The sequence below is a fragment of the Streptomyces sp. 8L genome (assembly GCF_020176795.1).
Classification (GTDB): Bacteria; Actinomycetota; Actinomycetes; order Streptomycetales; family Streptomycetaceae; genus Streptomyces.
On record NZ_JAIUKE010000100.1, the window covers coordinates 1 to 17,581 of the forward strand.

Below are 17,581 nucleotides of genomic sequence, written 5' to 3' on the forward strand. Positions count from 1 at the left end.
GGGGGCGAGGGCGGCGGACGCTCCTCGCCCCCGGGCCGGTCAATGGGTGGGGGCGAAGTACGGGCGGGTGCGGGCCGGCTGGTGCTCGTCGCACCGCGGGCCGCAGGGGTACGGCCGGACGGGCACCGCTCCGCACCGGGGGTTGCCGTGCTCGCAGGACGGCGGAGGCGTGTCCTCACGTGCGGCGCTCACGCGGCCGTGCCGTAGCGCTCGGCGAGGATCTGCTCGGCGGCCTGCTCGCCGAGAAACTGCGTGTAGGCGGGCGGGATGGCCTCTCGCAGTCCGTCGCGGCTCGCCCACGGCATGCCCATGATTTCTCGGGCGAGGTCCACGCCCGTGAAGTTGCCGACGATGTGCATGAACTCGCCGTTGCGCACGGTCCGGCCCATCTTGGTGACAGGGGCGAGATGGCGCGGGTGCAGCCGTGTACCGAGGGGAAGCGGCGATTCAAACTGACGGTGTCGGTAGGTCCGCATGCCGAACATGGCGCCGCACAACAGCACCACGTCAAGCAGGGGTGCGCCCTCCACGTTCTCGATGATGTACGGCCGCCCGGTGGCCTCCATCGCCGCGCGGGTCGGCGCGATCAGGTCGGGGTGTTCCCGACCGCGGAGGATCTGTGCGCGGGTGTAGCGCTGGCACGGCGGTGATCCGGCGATCAGGTCGTACCCGTGGCCGTGGGCGAGGATGTACTCGATTGCGTCGCCCTGGATGAACGGGAAGGGGTAGCGGGGCTGGTCTTCCTTGTCGACTCCGACGACGTCGAAACCGGCGAGGTAGTACCCCATAGACGCCCCGCCCTGGCAACAGAACACGTCGAGCACGGTCAAGCCGTTCCACGGGCGGGACGGGAGCGGGAAGCCCGTCCGCGCGGACGCCTGGGAGTGGTCCAACTGTCCGGGCACGTGGACGGTGCCCGGACGGTCGAGGACGGCGGCCGTCACTGAACGTCCCCCGCCGCGGCATCCGGCGGAGCGAGGGCGGCGGGCAGGTGCTCGGCGAGGGCGCCCGCACGGTACGCGGCGGCGACCAGGTCGCGGCCCGCGGTCGGCTGTGCCTTGCTGCCGCGGGTGTACGTGAGCCGGTGCGAGGCCGCCCGCGACGGGCGCAGCTCGACGCCGGGCAGTTCGTGAACCTCTGCCGTGACGGGGTCGACGTACCGGGCAGTTCCCGCCGCGGTCGCCTCGGCAAGCACCCGCCCCGCGAACGCCGGGCGTACCGCAGTCACCACCCGTGCGGGCACGAACTCGACGACGTGTTCGGTCGGGTACGTGTCCCGGACCCACGCCCGAAACGCGTCCTCGTCGACGAGCATCGCCTCGCGTTCGCCCCCCTGCCGGGCGACCGAACCGACCTTCGTCCCGTCGGGGAGCGTCGCGTCTGTCTTGGTGGTGCCGCTCGCCCGGTACGCGGAGTCGAGCAGGTCGTCGGCGTCGCGCTTGGCGTCCTTGTACGCGTTCTTGATCTCGTCGAGCAGGGCGCCGAGCACGGCCTGACGGGTTACCGCGTCGCGGATGGCGGCAGGGTCCGGCGCGGCCGGCTTGACTTCGGTCTGTTCCGTCACCGCGCGCCCCCGTTTTCGATCAGGGCGCGGAACGCGTCGATCTGCTGAGCGCCGGCCTGAGCGATCGGCAGGCCGTAGACGCGCTCGAAATCGGCGTCGAGCGTGGGCAGGTTCGCGCGCGAGGCGGCGAGCCTGAGCGCGTTCTCGGCGTCCGCGGCGGCGGCCTCCGGGCTCTTGGGCGGGTTCGCCGGCGGCGCCGGCCGCTCGCCCTGCTGCGGGGTCTGTCCGGCGCCTTGCTGGCCCTGCTGGCTGGTCTCGCGCTTGCGGGCGGCGATGGCGTCCAACTTGGCGAGGTAGTCCGCTGGGGCGCCGGCGTTCGCCGCAGCGGCCCGGATCTTGTCGAACTGCTCGGGTGTGCCGGCTCGCTCCGCGTGGGCGAGGTAGTCAGTCCTCGGGCCCTGTTGCTGGTTCTGGGCCGGCCGCTGCTCCCACTGGTCCGGTTCGCTGCGGTCGCTGGGTCGAGAGTGCTGCTGGCGCTGTTGCCCACGCTGGCGGCGCTGTTGGTTGCGCTGGCGCTCGGCGCGGTGCTCGGTCGGCGGCGTGGGGTTGTCGCGGTCGCTGTCGTCTATCGAGCGGGCGTCCACGGGGATCATGAACACCTGAAACAGCATGTACTTGAGGGCGGCGCTCATGGCCTTGTTGGTGGACTTGTCGGCCGTGTCCATCGCTTCACCCGGGACGGTGACATGCAGGCAGTCACCTGCGGGCCCGTAGATGCGGTACAGCATCTTGATCACGGTGTGCGTGCCCTTTTCGCCGCGGGGCCGCTGGTTGTGCGATGCGATCTCTGGAGCGATGAAACAGCCGTGGTTGCGCATCGGGCCCGCCATGGCCGACATGGCGTCGTCGACGCCCCGGAACTGGTAGTTCTGCTGGGTGTTCTGCTGATCCTTACCGACGGGCATCACGTCGCGCATGACCCCGTGGATGACCTGGAACACCCGCGGCAAATCGGCCGGTGTGCCGGCGGGCGCCGGCTCGTAGGCCGTCCTGATGAGTGGGGCGGGTTCGATCTCGACCGTGGGCGGGAGCGCGGGTGCGGCCGGGTGCAGGGCGGTGACGGTCACGGGCGGGTGGTTCCTTCCGGGGTGGCTCGGTGGCGGATGCGGCCGGCGAGTCGGGTGATTCGGCCCGCGAGGGTGATCGCCTCATCGGGGCCGAGCAGGTCGTCGAGCAGAACGGCGCTGGGCATCTCGTCGAGCAGGGCCTCGCGGGTGCCGTCCGACTCGGCGGCGCGCATGGCGCGGCCGTAGTCGATGGCGTCGTCGCTGCACGTGGCGAAGTCGAGGGCGAGCACGCTCGCCGCGTGTGCGGCGAGCAGACGACCGACGGCGTCGGGCACCTCGGCGTACGCGAGGGCGAGCTCGTCGAGGAGCGGCGCCATACGGCCCGCGATCGGCAGGCGGACGGCCCGACCGTCGGCGGAGAGCTGCGGACGGATCACGGGTGCGGCTCCTCGGGCATGGCCGGGGCGAGCTCGGCCGGCATGGCCGGCTCGTCGAGGCTGAGCTCGCCGGTGAGCGCGTCGTAGGCGTGGGGCCGCGTCCAGTCGGTGGCGGGGAACATCCGGGCGAGCAGGCCGCGGGCGGCGCGGTGGGCATCGGCGTCTGCCTTGATCGGCAGGCCGAGGGCGTCGTCGAGGACAACCCACGTAGCGCGGCGCCCCGTCCCGTCCGTCTCCTTCCACACGGGGACGGTCCGCACGTGGACGGTTCCCGGGGCGATGGCATCGAGCTGCCGGGCGATAAGTCGGGTGCGAGTGAGCGAGCGGCGGGCGGCGCGGGCGCCGTTGATGGCGAGGGCGGCGCGCAGGGTCGGGCGGGTAGTCTCCGGAGCGTTCACGGTTTCTGCCTCTCTCGGTGGTGTCGTGACTGGGCCGTCCTGGGCGCAATCCAGGGCGGCCCGCGGTGTGTTCAGGCGGCGGCGTGGTGCTCGATGGCAGGCGCCGCGGCGCGCTGCTGGCGCTCCAGCCGGCGGCAGACGAGTTCGATCTCGGCGGGCAGGCGGCCGGCGGCGCGGTCTCTGTCGCGTCGGGCGCGGGCCTGGTCGAGGATGCGGCGGGCGTTGGCGAACGCTTCCTCGCGGGGAATGACCTCGCTGTTCATGCGGCGACTCGCTTCACCAACTGGCGTGCAGAGATGCCGTATTCGCGTTCCACCAGGGCGGCGAGGTTCGCCGAGGGCGCGGTGTGCCCGTGCCAGAGTCGCCACGCGGTGTTTCGTGCAACCTTCAAGCGGCGTGCCGTGTCTGACGGGTTGCGGTCGCCCATGTCACGGGCGGCGGCGATCAGTAGAGAGCGGTCGTACACGTTGCGTCCTCCCATAGACGGATCGTTTCCGTCCACGGATGGAACATACCCGCGATGATCGTGCCATGCAAGGCGACCAATGTCCGTTATGGGGCGACCGCGGGAAGATCAATTAGCCGTTGACAGTCGACATATGCCCGAGCACAATCGGTCACCTGTTCGATACACGGTCTTGCTGGGGGGCGAATGGCCATGAAAAGGACGCGAATTCGCCGCGCCCGCACCAACCCATGCGTAACGCTGTCCACGCGCGGTATGTTCCATCCATGGAACAACAGTCAGGACCCAAGGCATTCGGCCTGTGGCTCCGAGATCAGCTCACGAGCCGCGGCTATGACCTCGGCATCCGCGGCGGCGGACAAACGAAGTTCGCCGAAGACTCCGGCATCGGCCGGGCCACGGTTAGCCGCATCCTCGGAGGCCACGGCGCCACAGACACACGCGTACTCGCCCTACTCGCCGACGCGCTACGACTCCCACTCGGCGAGGTACTGGTTCAAGCAGGTGTCCTCACCCGAGAAGCACTCGGGGCGGTGCAGAACCCGGAGACAGGCACGCGCCGCATCACACCCGAGCAGGCCGCCGACGAACTCGGCATCGAAGACGACCAGGCCCGACGCGTCTTCGTCTCCATGACACACACCCTGCAACGGACCCCCACCCGCGACGACGACAACGGACGCCAAATCGCGGAGCAATGAACCCAGTACGGAGGCACCACGTGGTCAGCCGCTACACGCCCATACTCGCCGTCTCGCTACTCGGAACGGGCCTGACGATGGGCGTACTCGGCATGCTCGGACGTAACGATGACGTCGAGCGGTGTGGAATCTTCCTCACCCTCACAGCAATACCCCTGCTCGTCATCCGCGCCATCCGCGAGACCCACCAGGTCAACGCGGCCCAGCTCGCCGAGGCCGATAACGCCGGCTACGTACGTGCCCTCGACCACGTCGCCCGCGGCCTGCTCGACCAGAACACCCCCCGCCCCAACGGGGGCGACCGCGCCACGGTCGAACAGGCCCCGGGCAATGTGATCTCACTGCGCCCGCACCGTCCCCGCCACAACGAACGGAAGGCCCAATGACGCAGCTCGACATACCTGCAACCTTCCGCGGCGCGCCGACCGATGAGGACGGCGCCCCGTGGCTCGCTTACATCCGCGTATCCACGTGGAAAGAAGAGAAAATCTCGCCCGAGCTCCAGCGCGATGCAATCAGCCAGTGGGCGAAGCGCAACGGCAAACGGATCATCGGGTGGATCGAAGACCTCGACGTCTCCGGCCGGCACTTCAAACGCAAGATCATGGCGTGTATCGAGCGCGTCGAGGCCGGCGAGGCACGCGGCGTCGCAGTCTGGCGGTATTCGCGCTTCGGACGAGACCGCACCGGTAACGCCATCAACCTCGCTCGCCTGCAACAGGCGGGCGGCGAGCTGGAATCAGCAACCGAGCCCGTCGACGCGTCGACCGCCATCGGCAGGTTTCAGCGCGGCATGATCCTCGAATTTTCCGCCTTCGAGAGCGACCGCGCCGGCGAACAGTGGCGAGAGACCCACGACCACCGACGCTACAAGCTGCGCCTTCCCGCCCAGGGACGCAAGCGCTTCGGATACGTGTGGCACCGCCGCTACGACCAGAGCACCGGCAAGCTACAGAAGGAGAAGTACGAGGCAGACGAATCGACGGGGCCCGTTGCCGCGGACCTGTATCGCGCATACGTCGCCGGCGACGGCTTCTCTGTCCTGTGCGGCCGGCTCAATGCCGCTGGACATCGCACCACGCAAGGCGAGCTGTGGCACACCGAAACCCTCACGCGCTACATGGACAGCGGCTTTGCTGCCGGACTCCTGATCGTGCACAACCCGGAGTGCCGATGCCGCAAGACCGACGGCACGTGCCGGAACCGAATCTTCATCCAAGGCGCACAAGAGGAGTTGATCGACTTCGACCTGTGGCGCGCGTATCAGCAGCGAAGAAAGGAGGTGCAGGCGACCGCGCCGCGCTCCCGAACGGGCATCTACGAGCTGACGGGCCTCTGCAAGTGCGCCGGCTGCCGCATGGGGACCAGCCTCAACACGGCGCGCCGCGACGGCATGAACGTGCCAGGGTTCGCGTACCGGTGCAGCAACCGCGCGAAGGCTGGGGCACTGGCGTGTGAGGGAATCCTGATCGAACGGACGCTCGTCGAGAAGGAGGTGTTCGCTTGGCTCGCACGCGAGGCCGCACTCGGTATCGACGGTGCCCCTTCGGCCGAGCCGACCGCCGAACGCGATCTCGCTGCGGAGCAGGCGGCAAACCTGACCGCGCGAGCCCGAGCACAGGCCGACGTCGATAAGCAGAGGCAGGCCCTCGCGAGACTCCGTGCCGAGCATGCAGCCAACCCAGAGGACTTCGGGGCCGGCGAGTACGAAGAGGCCGCGGAGCTCATTCGGGCGAAGCGCGCCGAAGCACAGCAGTTGCTCGACAGCATCCCGGAAGTAGAGCCGCTACCGGACCGCGGCGAGTTCGTACCTCTGGTCGTTGGCACGGTCGAGGAGTGGCCAACCCTGAAAACCAGAGAACGGAACATGATTCTCCGGCAGCTCATACGACGAGTCGCGATAGTCCGGCACGGCCCGGGGCCGGAGAATCACGAGATCCATGTTCACCCCATGTGGGAACCCGACCCGTGGCCCGCGCGGCAGAAGAAACCTGGTCGCGACCAGTGACCTACCGGTAGGTATGACCGCAGAATCTTCCCAAGGTCGCAACGGCGCGTGAGCGTCACCGGGAGGATGCTGTGCGAAGCACCATGATGGACGATTACCCGCTCACGGTCCGCCGGATCTTGGAACACGGGATGACCGTTCACGCTCGGTCAACCGTGAGCACGTGGACCGGAGACGCTGAACCGCGGCGACGCACGTTCGCCGAAATCGGGCAGCGATCTGTACAGCTCGCCCAGGCTCTACGCACCCTCGGACTTACCGAGGGGAGTGTTTTGGGCACGCTGATGTGGAACAACGCCGAACACGTGGAGGCGTATCTCGCCATCCCGGCCATGGGCGCGATCCTGCACACCCTCAACCTGCGGCTGCCGTCCGAGCAGTTGATCTACGTCGCCAACCACGCGGAAGACCGCGTGATCATCGTCAACGGTTCGCTGCTGCCGCTCCTCGCACCGGTCCTTCCCCACCTCCCCACGGTCGAACACGTCGTCGTGAGCGGCCCGGGCGACCGCTCGCTGCTCGCGGAGGCTGCGGCGGACGTGCAGGTGCACGAGTACGAGGAACTCCTCGCGGGTCAGTCGCCCGACTTCGACGCCTTCGACTGGCCGGATCTCGACGAGCGCTCCGGCGCCGCCATGTGCTACACCTCCGGCACCACCGGCGACCCCAAGGGCGTGGTCTTCTCCCACCGTTCGATCTACCTGCACTCCATGCAGGCCAACACCACGGCGGCGCTCGGCCTCACCGAGAAGGACCTCACGCTGGTGGTCGTGCCCCAGTTCCACGTGAACGCCTGGGGCGTCCCGCACGCGACCTTCATGGTCGGCGCGAACATGCTGATGCCCGACCGGTTCCTGCAGCCCGCCCCGCTCGCCGACATGATCGAGCAGGAGCGGCCCACCCACGCCGCCGCGGTCCCCACCATCTGGCAGGGCCTGCTCGCCGAGGTCACCGCGCGCCCCCGCGACCTGTCGTCCATGGCCCGCGTCACCATCGGCGGCTCCGCCTGCCCGCCCGCGCTGATGGAGGCCTACGACAAGCTCGGCGTCCGCGTCCTGCACACCTGGGGCATGACGGAGACCTCGCCCCTCGGCACCACCACCGACCCGCCGGCCGGACTCACCCCCGAGGAGGAGTGGCCCTACCGGATCACCCAGGGCCACTTCCCCGTCGGCGTGGAACCGCGGCTCGCCGGTCCCGACGGCGCCATGCTGCCGTGGGACAACGAGTCGGCCGGCGAACTGGAGGTACGGGGCCCCTGGGTGGCCCGCGCCTACTACGGCGGCAGTCCGGGCAAGGAGCTCGTGCCCGAGGACAAGTTCAGCGAGGACGGCTGGCTGCGGACCGGCGACGTGGGCGTCATCAGCCCCGACGGCTACCTGACGCTGACGGACCGCGCGAAGGACGTCATCAAGTCGGGCGGCGAGTGGATCTCCAGCGTCAGCCTGGAGAACGCGCTGATGGGGCATCCGGCCGTGCTGGAGGCCGCGGTGGTGGCCGTCCCCGACGACAGGTGGGGCGAACGCCCCCTCGCCGTCGTCGTCCTGAAAGAGGGCCGGGCCGTCGGCTACCCGGAACTCAAGGAGTTCCTGACGGGGCGCGTCGAGAGGTGGCAGGTGCCGGAACGGTGGGCGCTGGTGGCCTCGGTGCCGAAGACGAGCGTGGGAAAGTTCGACAAGAAGGTCATCAGGCGGCAGTACGCGAACGGCGAACTGGACGTGACACGGCTCTAGCCACGCGGGCCGGGACGCGCGGGCTGGGGCGCCCGGGTCGGCACGCCCGGGGTTCGCGTCGGGCAGTGGCGCGGGCCGGGAGGCGCGGGCCAGGACGCCCCGGTGCTCGCGTTGGGCGGTGGCGTGGCGGTGCGTCTTGCCGTCGCCCTGGCGAAGGACAAGGATCACTCTCCACGACATCCGTGTGACGCCCGGCTGTACGAGGGCACGCAGGCGGGATGTCTCCCCCGACCCACCCCCGACCGACCCGCGCCCCGCGAGGAGAGCCGCCGTGAGCGATCCCTGGAACCTGTTCGGTACGACCGAGACCGGTGTCCTGACCACCCAGAAGCGCGACGGCCGGCCGCAGCTGTCGAACGTCTCCTACCTGTGGGACCCCGAGCCCCGCATCGTGCTCGTCTCGGTGACCGAGACACGCGCCAAGACCCGGAATCTGCGCCGCGATCCGCGCGCGAGCTTCTATGTCACGACGCCCACCTTCGGCGCGTACGCGGTGGGCGAGGGCGTCGCGGAACTCGGCGAGGTCACCCGAGCCCCGGACGACGACGCCGCCGACGCGCTCGTCGCCCACTACCGGGCGCTGCGCGGCGAACACCCCGACTGGGCCGAGTTCCGCGCGGCGATGGTGAGCGAGCGGCGGCTCCTCGTACGGCTGCCTCTGACGCACGCGTACGGCTGGGTCCCCGACGCGGGCTGACCGCCCCGGACGGTACGAGGCGTAGGGGACGTACGGGACGCGGGCGCGGGTTGGCCGCCCCCTCCGGACATACGGGATGTACGGGACGCGGGCGCGGCCTGCGGGACGTCGAACCCGCGTGCCGTCCCCCTGCTCTCCGACCTAGTTCGTGCCGATCTTCGCCAGGAGGTCGACGATGCGCGCCTGGACCTCGTCGCTCGTGGAGCGTTCCGCCAGGAACAGCACGGTCTCACCGGAGACCAGTCGCGGCAGTTCGGCCGGGTCGATGCCCACGGACGTGTAGACGACCAGCGGCGTGCGGTTCAACTGGCCGTTCGCGCGCAGCCAGTCGATGATCCCCGCGCGCCTCCGCCGCACCTGCATGAGGTCCATGACGACGAGGTTCGGCCGCATCTGGGCAGCGAGTGCGACCGCCTCGTTGTCCTCGGCGGCGAGGGCGACCTGCATGCCGCGCCGCTCCAGCGTCGAGGTCAGCGCGAGCGCGATCTCCTCGTGCTCCTCGATCAGCAGCACGCGCGGCGGGTGCTGCTCGCTGTCGCGCGGGGCCAGAGCCTTGAGCAGGACCGCGGGGTCGGCGCCGTAGGCCGCCTCGCGGTTCGCCTGGCCGAGCCCCGCCGTGACGAGGACGGGCACCTCGGCCGCCACCGCCGCCTGGCGCAGCGACTGGAGCGCGGTGCGGGTGATCGGGCCGGTCAGCGGGTCCACGAACAGCGCCGCGGGGAAGGCGGCGATCTGCGCGTCGACCTCTTCGCGTGAGTGCACGACAACGGGCCGGTAGCCGCGCTCGCTCAGCGCCTGCTGCGTCGAGACGTCGGGCGCGGGCCAGACCAGCAGGCGGCGCGGGTTGTCCAGCGGTTCGGGCGGCAGCTCGTCGTCGACGGGCTGCGGCTGCGGGCGGTTGGCCACCTCGACCGCGCCGCCGGGGCCGTCCAGCGGCTCGGGCCCTTCGGCGCCCTCGTCCGGCGCGCCGATCGCGTACGAACGCCCCTCCGAGCGCCCGGCGCCCGTCGCGGAGGTGCCCGGGGACGACGGCGGCATGGGAACGGAGGTGCTGGTGCCGCCCGAGGGAGTGGCCCCGGGGCCGGGCCTCGCCGCCTGCGACGGCGTCCCGGACTGCTGGGGGGAAGCGCCGGTCCCGGGTCCGGTTTCGGTACGGGTGCCCAGCTTGCGCCTGCGGTTCGCGGCGAGCGGGCCGGTGCCGGGGCCGCCGGGGGCGGGAGCGTTGCCCGGCCGGGCGAACGGCACGCCCTGGCCGAGCGTGCGCACACTGAACGCCCGGCCCTGGGTGTCGCGTCCGGTGGCGGTGCCGCCCGGCGGGGTCTCGTCGGGCAGCGGCTGCGCGGGCTGCTGCTGCGCGCGGGGGTGCGGCACGGGATGCTGCTGCCCGGCCTGGGGCCCGTTGGCCTGGGGCCCGGTCTGCTGTCCGGTGGCCTGGTTTGCGGCCTGGGGCCCGGCCTGGGGTCCGGTGGCCTGGTTTGCGGTCCGGCTTCCCTGCGCGGGGGCGTGCGCCGGGGCGTTCCTCGAAGCAGCCGGTGCGGCACCCGCGCCCTGTTGTGGCCTGGCCTGCTCCTGGCTCTCTTGCGCACCGGGCGCCCCGGGCACACCGGCCGCCGTCTGCGTCCCGCGCGCGGCCTGTGCCCCGTGCGCACCGTGGGTCCCGTGGAGGGGGTGTGCCTGCGGCGGCGTGTGGTCGTCCTCCGCCGCGGCCCCCGCGATGTCGTGGCGTCCGGGAAGCGAATCGTCGTCGTGGTCGCCGGCACCGGGCGGCAGGGCGAACTGCGAACGGGGCGCCTCGGCCGCGGCGGATTCGCCCTGGGCCTGCGCCAGCGCACGCCGCGCACGTCGGCCGCTCGGCTGCGCCGGTTGCTCCTGCTGTACGTGGTGTGCCTGTTGCGCCTGAGGCCCCTGCTGCCTTACGGAGCCCTGGGTGCCTTGGGGACCCTGGGTGCCCTGGGCCGTCATGCCGCCGCCCGGCGGCGGTACCGGCGCCAGCGACGCCGCCTCCGCGATCGCGGGCTGCGGCGCGACAGGGCCCGACGGCAGCGCGGGCAGCGCCCGCCGGCCCCCCGCCCCGTACTGGTCAGCCCCGTACTGGTCCACGGGCCCGCCCTGCGGCGGTACGGCCACACCGCGCCCACTGTCCGCCACGGCGCCGAAGCCGCCGGGGCCGCCGTTCGCACGGCCGTCGGCCGCGCTGGGCCGGCCGCGCCGACGCCCCGTACCCGTAGGCGCACCGTTCCCGGCACCCCCACCGGGGCCACCGGCACCACCGGCACCGGCCACCGCGTCTGCCGCCCCCGGGCCGCCGGGGCGCGCCCCCCCCCCCCCCCCCGCCCCCCCGGGGGGGCCCCCCCCCCGGGGCGCCCCCCGCGGGGGGGGGGGCCCCCCCCGCGGCCCCCCCGGCCCCCCCCCGCCGCCCGAGCCGCCCATGGTCGTACCGGGCGCGCCGGTCGCCTCCTGGTACGGGGCGAGGGCGCCCGCCGCCTGCACCGTGCCGCCGCCCTCGCCGAGCGGCAGCTCCAGTACGTAGGCGCGACCGCCCAGTCCGGGCACCTCGTGGGTCTGGAGCACCCCGCCGTGGGCCCGGACGATGCCCTGGACGATCGGCTCGTGCACCGGGTCGCCGCCGGGGAACGGCCCGCGCACCTCGATCCGTACGACGTTGTCGCGCTGGGCGGCGGCGACCACGATCGTCGAGTCGACGTAGCCGCCGGGCTGTACCTGCTGCTGCCGGGTGCGGCCGGTCGCGTCCACGCCGGCCACGTCCGCGATCAGGTGCGCGAGCGCCGTCGCGAGCCGGCCGGGGTCGGCCTCCGCCTCGATCGGCGGAGCGTGCACGGCGAACTGCGCCCTGCCGGGCCCGATGAGCTCGACCGCCCCGTCGACGCCCGCCGCGACGACACCGTCCAGCAGGACCTTCGACTTGGAGAGCTGCTCGGTGCCCGCGTCGAGGCGCTGGTAGCCGAGTACGTTGTCGACGAGGGTGGTCATCCGGGCGTACCCGGCGGCCAGGTGGTGCAGGATCTGGTTGGCCTCGGGCCACAGCTGACCGGCCGGGTCGGCGGCGAGGGAGGAGAGTTCGCCGCGCAGCTCCTCCAGCGGGCCGCGCAGCGCGTCGCCGAGTACGGCGGTGAGCTGGGCGTGGCGCGCCGACACGAACTCGTACCGTTCGGCGAGTTCCTCGATCTCGGCCGCGTACCGGTCGCTGCGGTCGGCGAGTTCGGCCGTGGCGGCGTCCTCGGTCTCCCGCAGCCGCGCGGTCAGCCGCTGCTCCAGGTCGTCCCGTTCTGCGGTGAGCCGCTGCTCCACGTCGTCCCGTTCGGCGGTGAGGCGTTCCTCGACCTCGTCCCGCTCCGCGGTGAGGCGCTCGGTCTCGCTCCTCAGCTCCTCGGCCGCGCCCTCCTTGATCTCCGCGATCTCGTCGGCGTGCGTCTTGAGGAGTTCCTCGTGGGCGCGCCGGTCGAGGAACGTCATGACCGCGCCGACCAGCTGATCGCCGTCGCGCACCGGTGCGGTGGTCAGGTCGACGGGTACGGCGGAACCGTTCTTCGCCCACAGCACCTGGCCCCGCACCCGGTGCTTGCGCCCGGAGCGGAGGGTGTCGGCGAGCGGCGACTCGTCGTACGGGAACGGGTCGCCGTTCGCCCGCGAGTGCAGGACGAGCGTGTGCAGCTCCCGGCCCCCGAGGTCGGTGGCGCGGAATCCGAGGATCTGGGCGGCGGCCGGGTTCACCAGGACGACGCGGCCGTCGGTGTCCGTGCCGACCACGCCCTCGGAGGCGGCGCGCAGGATCATCTCGGTCTGCCGCTGCGAGCGGGCCAGTTCGGCCTCGGTGTCGACGGTGCCCGCGAGGTCCCGGACGACGAGCATCAGCAGCTCGTCGCCGTGGTAGCCGCCCGCCGTGTCGCGGTACGCGTCGCGGCTGTCCAGGCTCGCGCTCGTCACCTCGACGGGGAACTCGGCGCCGTCGGTACGCCGCGCGGTCATCCGCGTCGGCTTCGTCCGGCCCCGCGTGTCCGTGGAGGCGGGACGGCGCATCGAGCCGGGGATGAGCTTGGAGTCGAACTCGGGCAGCAGGTCGAGCAGGCCCCGGCCGACGAGCGCCGTGCCCGGGGACTCGAACATCTCCAGCGCGATCGCGTTGGCGTTCACGACAGTGCCGTTGGCGTTGACGAGGACGAGGCCGTCGGGCAGCGCGTCGAGTATGGCTGCGAGACGAGCAGCGCCTCGGGATGGCCTGCTGCTCACGACGACGCTTCCTCCCTGACCCACTGCGCTTTGCGGACCTGCCGCGAAGCCATCTTGCCTGCCGGGACCCGGCCTGTCACGGGAGGGAGTCTAAGCGCTGGGGATGTGGAAGCGAGGGCGGATCGAGGATGTGCGGACGGCGTGAGCGCGGCGGCGGCCCGGCGCGACAGGATGGCCATGCCATGGGCACGACGTCTCCACGCCCGCCCGCCGCACACCTCGCGCCCGTCCGTCACCGCGGCCCACGGCCGTCCCCCACCAGGCCCCGCGGCCTTCCCTCACCACGTCCCGCGGCCCCGGGCCTCCGGTCCCGCGCCGCCTGTCAGCCGAGGTCGGGCAGCAGGGGTACGAGCTGCCGCCAGCGAGTGATCTCACATCCGTTACGCCGGTCGAAGGTGGCGTCGACGACACGGCCGTGCCAGACGCCGGTGACGTGGGCGGTCTCGGGGCCCCCGTAGATCTGGGTGCACAGCCGGCCCGCGGGCACCGGCGCGAACGGGTCGCGGCCTTCGCGCCCGAACCCCTCGAGCCGGGCGCCCGCGGGGGCGGGGGGGGGGGGGGGGGGGGGCCCCCCCCGCGGCCCCGCCCCCCCCGCGGGGGGGGGCGCGCGCCCCCCGCCCCCCCGGGGCCCCCCCGGCCCCGGGCCCCCGGGGGCCCCGGGGGGGGGCCCCCCCCCCCCCCCCCGGGCGCCCGGGCCCCCCGCGGCGGCGGCGTCCGGGTGCGTGCCGCCGACGGGCGCGCACCTCAGCTCGTACGTGGAGTCCGGCGCGCTGCCGGCGTCCCGCGCCCCGGACGGGTCGGACACGACGACGGTCAGCGCGGCCCCCGGCACCCCGCCAGGCGCCGCCGCACCCGGCGCGGCGGCGGCGAGCCCGGCGAACGCCAGAGGCAGCACGGACATAAGGGGCACAATGGGTGCCAGGGACAGGGGTACGCGGGGTACGAAGCGACGACGGGAACGCACGCGAGGCAGCAAGGCGACTCCAACCTGAGGATGGTCTCCGGACCGGTCCCGGACGCTCGCCGGAACCCACTCACGGGAACCAACGCGACAGAGCCCAGGACGTTGCGCTTGGCGAGTGCTTTGCCATGCGGAGGGGCCGCCCGGTACGGTGAGAACCGATTGGTGAGCGCGCCCCCGGGTGTGCCATCATCTGCACAAGAAGCCCGCGCGTGCGCGGGCGATGGAGGCGTCGCCTAGTCCGGTCTATGGCGCCGCACTGCTAATGCGGTTTGGGTCTTATACATCCATCGAGGGTTCAAATCCCTCCGCCTCCGCACCGAGAAGCCCCCGCCCCCGGCGGGGGCTTCAGTCATGGGCGGACCACCGAAGCGGACGACGTTTTCGCAGGTCAGCGGGGTGAGGCGAATGGATTTCACCTGGAGCCGCAGGTCATGTAATGTTGTTCTCGCACCGCAGGGGGGACAAAGATCCCGCCGGGCGAGCACTCGTAGCTTAACGGATAGAGCATCTGACTACGGATCAGAAGGTTGCAGGTTCGAATCCTGCCGAGTGCACAGCAGGCCGAAGGCCCCGAGAGATCATCTCGGGGCCTTCGACGTATGCCGTGGCGGACGAGCTCGACGGGGAGGGTCAATCTGGGACGTACGCCGCGCCGCGCCACGGCCATGCTGGCAGCGGAGACGCTGGGAGAAGACGTGCACGCTTTATGGCCGGCGCTGCGGCAGGCCCGCTCCGCCCGCGCTGTCAGCCCGGAACTGGTGGCCTTGTACGAGCAGCGGGCCGATGTCCCCGTGTCCGTCTTCACGAACATGCTGGCCCAGGCCGGCGCACACATTGACGTGTTGGTGTACGCCGCCGTCTTCCTGCACGAGTCCTACCCTCGGTTCAACGACCTGCTGCGAGAACGAGCTGCTGCGGGGTGCCTGGTCCGTATCGCGGTTGGGGACCCGGGCAGTTCGAACGTGCAACAGCGCGGCGCGGAAGAGAGGTTCGGCCACGGGATCGAGTCCCGTTGCCGCCTCGCCCTCATGCACTACCGTCCCCTTGCCGACGTACCCGGTATCGAGGTGCGGACCCACGCCACCACGCTCTACAACTCGATCTACCGCGCGGACGACCAGGTGATGATCAATGCGCACGTCTGGGGCGTGAACGCCTACGGTGCTCCCGTGTGGCATCTTCGGCGCAGTGGAGAAGGCGGCATGTTCGACACGTACACCCGCAGCTTCGACGCTGTGTGGGAGACCGCGATGCCCGTAAGCGAAGGATGACCGTGGCACGGACCGAGTTCTACGACGACCCATCGGCACCCGAGCCGAACAGCTTGGTGGTCGCCGCGTCCGCCGTGGTCACCGACGACGAGGGGCGCATCCTCCTTCAGCGCCGACGGGACAACGACCTCTGGGCACTGCCCGGCGGCGGCATGGAGTTGAGCGACTCACTCCCAGGAACAGCCGTTCGCGAGGTGAAGGAGGAAACGGGCCTGGACGTCGAGATCACGGGGCTCGTGGGCACGTACACCGATCCGCGCCATGTCATCGCCTACTCGGACGGCGAGGTCCGCAGGCAGTTCAACATCTGCTTCACCGCCCGTGCGGTAGGCGGGCGCCTCGCTATCTCGGACGAGTCCACGGAGCTGCGGTTCGTCCAGCCGGAGGAAATCGATCAGCTGCCAATGCACCACACGCAGCGGCTCCGGCTCCGGCACTTCCTGGAAGGCCGTGAGCGACCGTATCTCGGCTGACGCCTCAGGGAGCGGTGTCGGCAATCCTGATCGCAACAGCGAATCCTCCCGAGTGCACAGCAGGCCGAAGGCCCCCAGGAGAAATCCTGGGGGCCTTCGGCGTATGCCGTGGCGGGCGGTGTTCGACGGCGGACGTCGGGCCGGGCCGTGGCTAGTCCTCGGACCCGGAGTGGCGGACCACGCTGTCCGGGCCCGGGCTCATCAGCGTTTCGTGCCCGTCCTCGAAACGGACCCGGTAGGGAGGCGAGCCCTCCGGTCCGAGCACCTCCACGATCTCCGCGGAGCGATCCGGCTGGCCCTCTACGCGGCCATGAACCAGAAGCCTGTCACCCACACTCGCACGCACGCCGGCACCTTTCTGTCGAGTGGTCCTCCTCCGCCTTGCCCGCGAATGGCCGTGGCGGAACGACGCGCGGCGCGGGTTCGCTCTAACCGGTGACGTGAGCGCGAGGGGCGCGTGCCGGGCCGGGACGGCGGCGGACGGGGCGCGTCAGTGGCGTTGGGCCGCGCGGAACTCGGGGCACCACGTGGTGTTCTGCGCGGGTTGGCCGTTGGGCTCCGGTTGGCACGTGTAGGGGCAGAACAGGCTGTTGAAGACCCAGGGCGTGCTGTCCGGTCCGAAGTTCCGTACCACTGACTTGTCCTGGGTGATCCCGTATCCCGCCACCGCGAGCTTCCCCGTGCTGCGAAAGCGCGCTGTCTGCTCCGTCAGGAAGTGGCGGTTGTCCGCGTACCAGGAGTTGGAGAGCAGGAAGTCGTTCCACTTCATCCCGTCGAAGGGGCGCGCGCCGTCGTCCCTGACGGCCTGCCAGACCGGCGTACCGCTGCGAAGGCCGTGGGCAGCGGCGAAGCCCGGATCGACCCGGTCGCCCAGATGCGCCTTCCAGAGCTGCACCAGCGAGAACTCGGTGGCAAGGAAGCGCTGGTCGGAGCGGAGCCAGGGCAGCACGTAGTCGACGTACTGCTGCGCCTCGGACGGCGCGGCCACGTGCGGGTGGATGTCCACTCCCGCGAGGGAGCGCGTCCCGGCCGTGAAGGACATCCAGCGCCGTGTCTGCGCCGTCCGGGAGGCGGGCTTGTGCAGTGCGGTGAGCGCGCCCATGTAGAGCTGCGTACGGCAGCGCGATCCGAAGCGCCGCTGCCGGTAGTCCGCCGCGTGCAGGGCGAGGGCCTCGTAGAAGGCGTTGATGCGGGGGCTCCCGCTGTCCGCCTTGCGCGTCTCGAAGAACGGTTCGTTGCCGATGACCACGATGTCGACGGTGTTCATGGTCGCGGCCAGCACCTTGTCCAGACGGGCGAGCGCGGTCCGCATGGCGGGGGTGCCGGGAACCGGTATCGGAGCCCCCGAGTACTGGAACTTCAGGTTCAGCACGGTTCCGTAGCCGTGCGCCGCGGCCGTGAGCAGCTTCGCGGGACCGGGCTGGGACGCCACGCTGCCGTGGTCCGCCTCCGCCATCTGGTAGAAGCCCCGGACCCAGGTACCCGACACGGCGGCCAGCTGCGTGAAGCTGATCCGGTCCAGGTCCTGGTTGACGTTGGCGGCGAGCGCGCCGGTCGCGGGCGGCGCGGTCACCCTGCCCGGGGACCCGGAGGGCGAGGGCGAGGGGGAGGGGG

General features: G+C 71.6%; 17 protein-coding genes, 2 tRNA genes and 1 pseudogene. 9 read left to right on the forward strand and 11 right to left on the reverse strand.

Annotated elements, in window-relative coordinates; translation table 11 throughout:
* Nucleotides 1-188: 188 nt before the first annotated feature.
* The 7 genes from LCE31_RS10650 to LCE31_RS10680 form a co-directional block, all read right to left on the reverse strand.
* Nucleotides 189-944 (reverse strand): SAM-dependent methyltransferase, encoded by a 756-nt coding sequence (locus tag LCE31_RS10650; protein WP_308042240.1) that lies wholly within the window; start codon nucleotides 942-944, stop codon nucleotides 189-191.
* The gene (locus LCE31_RS10655) at nucleotides 941-1,564 is read right to left on the reverse strand and encodes a hypothetical protein (protein ID WP_225013930.1); all 624 of its coding nucleotides are present in this window, start codon (nucleotides 1,562-1,564) and stop codon (nucleotides 941-943) included. The genes LCE31_RS10650 and LCE31_RS10655 overlap by 4 nt, the downstream gene beginning before the upstream one ends.
* Nucleotides 1,561-2,631, reverse strand: coding sequence for an ERF family protein (locus LCE31_RS10660; protein WP_225013931.1), 1,071 nt, complete (start codon nucleotides 2,629-2,631; stop codon nucleotides 1,561-1,563). Before LCE31_RS10660 ends, LCE31_RS10655 begins: the two co-directional genes overlap by 4 nt.
* On the reverse strand, nucleotides 2,628-3,008 hold the full coding sequence (locus LCE31_RS10665) for a hypothetical protein (protein WP_225013932.1): 381 nt from the start codon (nucleotides 3,006-3,008) through the stop codon (nucleotides 2,628-2,630). The genes LCE31_RS10660 and LCE31_RS10665 overlap by 4 nt, the downstream gene beginning before the upstream one ends.
* Complete coding sequence (locus LCE31_RS10670) at nucleotides 3,005-3,406, reverse strand: hypothetical protein (protein WP_225013933.1); 402 nt, start codon at nucleotides 3,404-3,406, stop codon at nucleotides 3,005-3,007. Before LCE31_RS10670 ends, LCE31_RS10665 begins: the two co-directional genes overlap by 4 nt.
* A 71-nt stretch (nucleotides 3,407-3,477) precedes the next feature.
* Nucleotides 3,478-3,669 (reverse strand): hypothetical protein, encoded by a 192-nt coding sequence (locus tag LCE31_RS10675; RefSeq protein WP_225013934.1) that lies wholly within the window; start codon nucleotides 3,667-3,669, stop codon nucleotides 3,478-3,480.
* A complete protein-coding gene (locus LCE31_RS10680) occupies nucleotides 3,666-3,908 on the reverse strand; it encodes an XRE family transcriptional regulator (RefSeq protein ID WP_225013935.1) in 243 nt (80 codons plus the stop codon). The genes LCE31_RS10675 and LCE31_RS10680 overlap by 4 nt, the downstream gene beginning before the upstream one ends.
* 230 nt (nucleotides 3,909-4,138) lie before the next feature.
* Here LCE31_RS10680 and LCE31_RS10685 point away from each other — a divergent pair, with 230 nt between their 5' ends.
* The 5 genes from LCE31_RS10685 (at nucleotide 4,139) to LCE31_RS10705 (ending at nucleotide 9,011) form a co-directional block, all read left to right on the forward strand.
* The gene (locus LCE31_RS10685) at nucleotides 4,139-4,573 is read left to right on the forward strand and encodes a helix-turn-helix domain-containing protein (protein ID WP_225013936.1); all 435 of its coding nucleotides are present in this window, start codon (nucleotides 4,139-4,141) and stop codon (nucleotides 4,571-4,573) included.
* Complete coding sequence (locus LCE31_RS10690; protein ID WP_225013937.1) at nucleotides 4,570-4,959, forward strand: hypothetical protein; 390 nt, start codon at nucleotides 4,570-4,572, stop codon at nucleotides 4,957-4,959. The genes LCE31_RS10685 and LCE31_RS10690 overlap by 4 nt, the downstream gene beginning before the upstream one ends.
* On the forward strand, nucleotides 4,956-6,581 hold the full coding sequence (locus LCE31_RS10695) for a recombinase family protein (protein ID WP_225013938.1): 1,626 nt from the start codon (nucleotides 4,956-4,958) through the stop codon (nucleotides 6,579-6,581). The genes LCE31_RS10690 and LCE31_RS10695 overlap by 4 nt, the downstream gene beginning before the upstream one ends.
* Before the next feature lie 83 nt (nucleotides 6,582-6,664).
* Nucleotides 6,665-8,314 carry a long-chain fatty acid--CoA ligase gene (locus tag LCE31_RS10700; protein WP_225013945.1) on the forward strand — a complete coding sequence of 550 codons (1,650 nt, stop codon included), beginning with the start codon at nucleotides 6,665-6,667 and terminating at the stop codon, nucleotides 8,312-8,314.
* A 271-nt stretch (nucleotides 8,315-8,585) separates the two neighbouring features.
* Nucleotides 8,586-9,011, forward strand: coding sequence for a PPOX class F420-dependent oxidoreductase (locus LCE31_RS10705; protein WP_225013939.1), 426 nt, complete (start codon nucleotides 8,586-8,588; stop codon nucleotides 9,009-9,011).
* Between the two features lie 141 nt (nucleotides 9,012-9,152).
* On the opposite strand, the gene LCE31_RS10710 is transcribed toward LCE31_RS10705, so the two are convergent.
* Together LCE31_RS10710 and LCE31_RS41175 are read right to left on the reverse strand one after the other, a co-directional pair.
* Nucleotides 9,153-13,259 (reverse strand): PAS domain-containing protein, encoded by a 4,107-nt coding sequence (locus LCE31_RS10710; protein ID WP_225013940.1) that lies wholly within the window; start codon nucleotides 13,257-13,259, stop codon nucleotides 9,153-9,155.
* Nucleotides 13,260-13,581: 322 nt separating this feature from the next.
* Complete coding sequence (locus tag LCE31_RS41175) at nucleotides 13,582-13,746, reverse strand: hypothetical protein (RefSeq protein ID WP_441349409.1); 165 nt, start codon at nucleotides 13,744-13,746, stop codon at nucleotides 13,582-13,584.
* A 699-nt stretch (nucleotides 13,747-14,445) separates the two neighbouring features.
* Here LCE31_RS41175 and LCE31_RS10720 point away from each other — a divergent pair.
* The 4 genes and pseudogenes from LCE31_RS10720 to LCE31_RS10735 all read left to right on the forward strand — a co-directional run bounded on the left by LCE31_RS10720 (nucleotide 14,446) and on the right by LCE31_RS10735 (nucleotide 15,967).
* Nucleotides 14,446-14,537: transfer RNA gene (locus tag LCE31_RS10720), tRNA-Ser, on the forward strand.
* 167 nt (nucleotides 14,538-14,704) lie between these two features.
* A tRNA-Arg gene (locus tag LCE31_RS10725) sits at nucleotides 14,705-14,777 on the forward strand.
* 75 nt (nucleotides 14,778-14,852) lie between these two features.
* Nucleotides 14,853-15,494, forward strand: a pseudogene (locus tag LCE31_RS10730) (XRE family transcriptional regulator); the annotation flags it as partial.
* A gap of 2 nt (nucleotides 15,495-15,496) precedes the next feature.
* On the forward strand, nucleotides 15,497-15,967 hold the full coding sequence (locus LCE31_RS10735; RefSeq protein WP_225013941.1) for an NUDIX domain-containing protein: 471 nt from the start codon (nucleotides 15,497-15,499) through the stop codon (nucleotides 15,965-15,967).
* A gap of 151 nt (nucleotides 15,968-16,118) precedes the next feature.
* Here the strand turns inward: LCE31_RS10735 and LCE31_RS10740 are convergent, their stop codons facing one another.
* Complete coding sequence (locus LCE31_RS10740) at nucleotides 16,119-16,313, reverse strand: DUF1918 domain-containing protein (RefSeq protein WP_225013942.1); 195 nt, start codon at nucleotides 16,311-16,313, stop codon at nucleotides 16,119-16,121.
* 144 nt (nucleotides 16,314-16,457) lie between these two features.
* The coding region (locus LCE31_RS10745; RefSeq protein WP_225013943.1) for a hypothetical protein at nucleotides 16,458-17,581 on the reverse strand (1,124 nt) is incomplete at its 5' end.

Coding starts and splice junctions, on each gene's coding strand:
- LCE31_RS10675 (WP_225013934.1), bottom strand. CDS start 3,669: ATGAACAGCGAGGTCATTCCCCGCGAGGAAGCGTTCGCCAACGCCCGC.
- LCE31_RS10690 (WP_225013937.1), top strand. CDS start 4,570: ATGAACCCAGTACGGAGGCACCACGTGGTCAGCCGCTACACGCCCATA.
- LCE31_RS10685 (WP_225013936.1), top strand. CDS start 4,139: ATGGAACAACAGTCAGGACCCAAGGCATTCGGCCTGTGGCTCCGAGAT.
- LCE31_RS10700 (WP_225013945.1), top strand. CDS start 6,665: ATGATGGACGATTACCCGCTCACGGTCCGCCGGATCTTGGAACACGGG.
- LCE31_RS10695 (WP_225013938.1), top strand. CDS start 4,956: ATGACGCAGCTCGACATACCTGCAACCTTCCGCGGCGCGCCGACCGAT.